This is a genomic window from Amycolatopsis sp. NPDC021455, assembly GCF_040640995.1.
In the GTDB taxonomy this organism is placed as follows: Bacteria; Actinomycetota; Actinomycetes; order Mycobacteriales; family Pseudonocardiaceae; genus Amycolatopsis.
Window position 1 is genome coordinate 1 of the sequence record NZ_JBFACT010000153.1, and the last position, 4,180, is coordinate 4,180.

Genomic DNA, 4,180 nt, shown 5'->3' on the forward strand with positions numbered 1-4,180 from the left:
GAAGGCCTCCTTACCGGCCATAAGAGCCGGTAAGGAGGCCTTCACGGCTTTTCAGCTGGAGAACCAGAAGATCGCGCCGCCGATCGCCAAGAGGGCCGCGATCCCCAGGACCACCGCCATGAACTTGGCCGACTTCCACGTCGAGTAGACCCCACCCACCAGGAAACCCCCGAGGGCGAGCAGGAGCACTCCGACGACTCCGCTGCTCACAGGACGCCCTTCGTCGAGGGGATGCCGCCCGCGCGCGGGTCCGGTTCGGTCGCCGCGCGCAGTGCGCGGGCCACCGCCTTGTACTCCGCCTCCGCGATGTGGTGCGGGTCGCGGCCGTGGATCACCCTTACGTGCACCGCGATCTGGGCGTGGAACGACAGCGAGTCGAACACGTGGCGCGTCAGCACGAACGGGTAGTTGCCGCCGATCGTGAACGTGTTGAACTGCTCCGGCTCGCCCACGTGCACGCAGTACGGCCGGCCCGAGACGTCGATCGCCGCGTGGGCCAGAGTTTCGTCCATCGGGATCCACGCGTCGCCGAAGCGGCGGATCCCGCTCTTGTCGCCCAGGGCCTGGCGGATCGCCTGGCCCAGCACGATCGCCGTGTCCTCCACCGTGTGGTGGGCGTCGATGTGCGTGTCGCCGGTGGCCTCGACCTTCAGGTCCAGCGAACCGTGCACGCCGAACGCCGTCAGCATGTGGTCGTAGAACGGCACGCCGGTCGAGATCTCGACCTCGCCCGTGCCGTCGAGGTCCAGCTGGACGGAGATCGAGGACTCCTTGGTGGTCCGTTCGACCTTGCCGATGCGGGTCATCGCGAGACTTCCTTACTCGCCTCGAGGAAGGCGTCGTTCTCTTCCGGGGTGCCGATGCTCACGCGCAGGTGACCCGGGATGCCCGGGTCACGGATCAGCACCCCTTTGTCCAAATAGGACTGCCAAGCGGCCGAAGGCGAAGAGAACCGTCCGAACAGGACGAAGTTCGAATCGCTCGGGACCGGGTCGTAACCCAGGCCCGCCAACGCCTCCACGACGCGGTCGCGTTCCGCCGCCAGCTTGTGCACACTGTCCAAAGTGGCGTCCGCGTGCCGCAGTGCCGCCCGCGCCGCCGCCTGCGTCAGCCGCGACAGGTGATACGGCAGGCGCACCAGCTGCAGCGCGTCGACGACCGCCGGCGCCGCCGCCAGGTAGCCCAGCCGGCCGCCCGCGAACGCGAACGCCTTGCTCATCGTGCGCGAGACGATCAACGAAGCCGGGTAGTCCGCCAGCAGTTCGACCGCGCTCGGCTGCGACGAGAACTCCGCGTACGCCTCGTCGACCACCACGATCCCGGTGGCCGCGTCGAGCAAAGAGCGCAGCTCGGGAAGCGGGATCGAGCCGCCCGTCGGGTTGTTCGGGCTCGTGACGAACACGACGTCCGGACGCCGTTCCGAGATGACCGCGGCCGCCGCGGCCGTGTCGAGCGTGAAGTCTTCGCGGCGCGGTGCCGGGACCCACTCGGTGCGGGTGCCGGACGCGATGATCGGGTGCATCGAGTACGACGGCTCGAAGCCCAGCGCGCTGCGCCCCGGCCCGCCGAACGCCTGCAGGATCTGCTGCAGCACCTCGTTCGACCCGTTGGCCGCCCAGACGTTCGCCTCCGACAGCACCACCCGCGTCGACACGCTCAGGTAGTCGGCCAGGTCCTGGCGCAGCGCCACGGCGTCGCGATCCGGGTAGCGGTGCAGCTCGGCGGCCTCGAGACGAACCGCCTCGGCCACGTCCTCGACCAGCGCGGGCGGCGGTGGGTACGGGTTCTCGTTGGTGTTGAGCCGGACCGGGACGTCCAGCTGCGGCGCCCCGTACGGCGACTTGCCGCGCAGGTCTTCGCGCAGCGGCAGCTGATCCAGGGTGACCTCTTCGCCGATCGTCATCGGACGGAACCTCCGAAGCGCGCGGTGATCGCCTCGCCGTGCGCGGGCAGGTCCTCGGCGTCGGCCAGCGCGACGACGCGGCCGGCGACCTCGCGCAGCGCGTCCTCGGAGTAGTCCACGACGTGAATGCCCTTGAGGAAGCTCTGCACGGACAGGCCCGAGGAGTGGCGGGCGAACCCGCCGGTGGGCAGCACGTGGTTGGACCCGGCACAGTAGTCGCCGAGCGACACCGGGGCGTACGCGCCGACGAAGATCGCGCCCGCGTTGCGAACGCGAGCCGCGACCGAACGCGCTTCCGCCGTCTGGATCTCCAGGTGCTCGGCGGCGTAGGCGTCGACGACGCGCAGACCGTCGTCCACTGTGGACACCAGGATGACGCCGGACTGCTTGCCGGCCAGGGCTTCGGCGACGCGCTCGGTGTGCTTCGTCGCCGCGACGCGGTTCACCAGTTCCTTGTCGACGGCGTCGGCCAGCTCGGGCGACGTCGTCACCAGGACGCTCGCCGCGAGGGGGTCGTGCTCGGCCTGGCTGATCAGGTCGGCGGCGACGTGCACCGGGTCGGCCGTCTCGTCGGCGAGGATGGCGATCTCGGTCGGCCCGGCCTCGGCGTCGATGCCGATCAGGCCGCGCAGGAGGCGCTTGGCCGCGGTGAGGTAGATGTTGCCCGGCCCGGTGACGACGTCCACCGGGGCCAGCTCGGCGCCGTCGGTGTCCGTGCCGCCGTACGCGAGCAGCGCGACGGCCTGCGCGCCGCCGGCCGCCCACACCTCGTCGACGCCCAGCAGCTCGGCCGCGGCGAGGATCGTCGGGTGCGGCAGGCCGTCGAACGCGGCCTGCGGCGGCGAACACACGACCAGCGAGCCGACGCCGGCGATCTGCGCCGGGACGACGTTCATCACCACGGTCGAGGGGTACACGGCCAGCCCGCCCGGGGCGTACAGCCCGACGCGCTCGACCGGCACCCACTTCTCGGTCACCGTGCCGCCCTCGACGACGGTGGTCGTGACGTCGGTGCGGCGCTGCTCGGCGTGCACCTTCCGGGCGCGGGTGATCGACTCCTCCAGCGCCGCGCGCACGGCCGGGTCCAGCTGCCGCAGTGCCTGCGTCAACGAAGCGCGCGGTACCCGCACGGCGCCGGGGCGGACCTTGTCGAACTTCTCGGTGTACTCGAGGACGGCTTCGACACCGCGGTCCCGGACCGCCTCGACCACCGGGCGCACGTGATGCAGCGCCGCGTCCACGTCGTATTCGGCGCGTGGCAGCGTGGCGCGCAGTTCGGCGGCGGTCGGGACCTGCCCGCGCAGGTCGGTGCGGTTCAACATGCCCCCAGGGTACGAGGTCACGCCGAACGGGTTTTCAGCGATACTCCCTGGTGATTGCCGATCCCACGATGCAGGAGGCAGCGGTGGCGCGAATCGCGTTGTGCCAGGTCAACTCGGGTGACGATCCGGAGGCGAACCTGAAACTGGTTCGCTCCGGGGTGGAAGCCGCGGTGGCGGGCGGCGCGCGGATCGTCGTGTTCCCCGAGGCGACGATGGCGCGCTTCGGGCGTCCGCTGGAGCCGGTGGCGGAACCGCTGGACGGGCCGTGGGCCTCGGCGGTGGCGGCGGTCGCCGCGGAGCACGACGTGCTGGTCGTGGCCGGCATGTTCACCCCCGCGGACGAGGGCCGCGTGCGCAACACGCTGCTGGTCACCGGCGCCGGGCACCACCTCGGCTACGACAAGATCCACCTCTACGACGCGTTCGGCTTCGCCGAGTCCGACACGGTCGCGCCCGGTTCTTCGGCGACCACCTTCGAGCTGGACGGCGTGGTGTACGGCGTCGCGACCTGCTACGACGTGCGCTTCCCGGAGCTGTTCCGCGCGCTGGCCGACGACGGCGCCGACGTCGTGCTGCTGCCGGCGTCGTGGGGCGCGGGGACAGGTAAGCGGGAGCAGTGGGAGGTCCTGGTGCGGGCCCGGGCCCTCGATTCGGGCTGCTGGGTGCTGGCCTGCGGCCAGGCCGACCCGGCGGCGACGGGCATCGAGGTCAACCCGAAGGCCCCGACGGGAATCGGGTACTCGCTGGCCGCGGACGGCTTCGGCCGGGTCGTGGCCCAGGCGGCCGGGGCGCCGGAGATGCTGCTGGTCGACGTGGACCCGGCAGTGTCCGCTCAGGCCCGCACGGCGACCGGCGCCCTCGCCAACCGCCGCCTCTAGCGCCCCAATGTGGCGTTGGGTGGGGGTGTAGGAACCAACCCCCCACATGTTGGTGGCCAACCACCCCACCCCCCAAA

At 71.4% G+C, this 4,180-nt stretch carries 5 protein-coding genes; 1 reads left to right on the forward strand and 4 read right to left on the reverse strand.

Features of this window, described 5'->3' with window-relative positions:
* Positions 1–51 precede the first annotated feature (51 nt).
* From AB0G28_RS49185 to hisD, 4 genes are read right to left on the reverse strand one after another with little or no spacing between them, the layout of a single operon-like run.
* Entirely contained in the window at positions 52–210 is a 159-nt protein-coding gene (locus AB0G28_RS49185; RefSeq protein WP_361106591.1) for a hypothetical protein, read from the reverse strand.
* Positions 207–806 carry an imidazoleglycerol-phosphate dehydratase HisB gene (gene hisB, locus AB0G28_RS49190; RefSeq protein ID WP_361106594.1) on the reverse strand — a complete coding sequence of 200 codons (600 nt, stop codon included), beginning with the start codon at positions 804–806 and terminating at the stop codon, positions 207–209. The genes AB0G28_RS49185 and hisB overlap by 4 nt, the downstream gene beginning before the upstream one ends.
* Positions 803–1,903, reverse strand: a complete 1,101-nt coding sequence (locus AB0G28_RS49195) for a histidinol-phosphate transaminase (protein ID WP_361106597.1) — start codon at positions 1,901–1,903, stop codon at positions 803–805. Before AB0G28_RS49195 ends, hisB begins: the two co-directional genes overlap by 4 nt.
* The gene (hisD, locus tag AB0G28_RS49200) at positions 1,900–3,225 is read right to left on the reverse strand and encodes a histidinol dehydrogenase (protein ID WP_361106600.1); all 1,326 of its coding nucleotides are present in this window, start codon (positions 3,223–3,225) and stop codon (positions 1,900–1,902) included. Before hisD ends, AB0G28_RS49195 begins: the two co-directional genes overlap by 4 nt.
* A gap of 83 nt (positions 3,226–3,308) precedes the next feature.
* Between hisD and AB0G28_RS49205 the strand changes: the two genes are divergently transcribed.
* The gene (locus AB0G28_RS49205; RefSeq protein ID WP_361106602.1) at positions 3,309–4,103 is read left to right on the forward strand and encodes a carbon-nitrogen hydrolase family protein; all 795 of its coding nucleotides are present in this window, start codon (positions 3,309–3,311) and stop codon (positions 4,101–4,103) included.
* Positions 4,104–4,180: the final 77 nt, after the last annotated feature.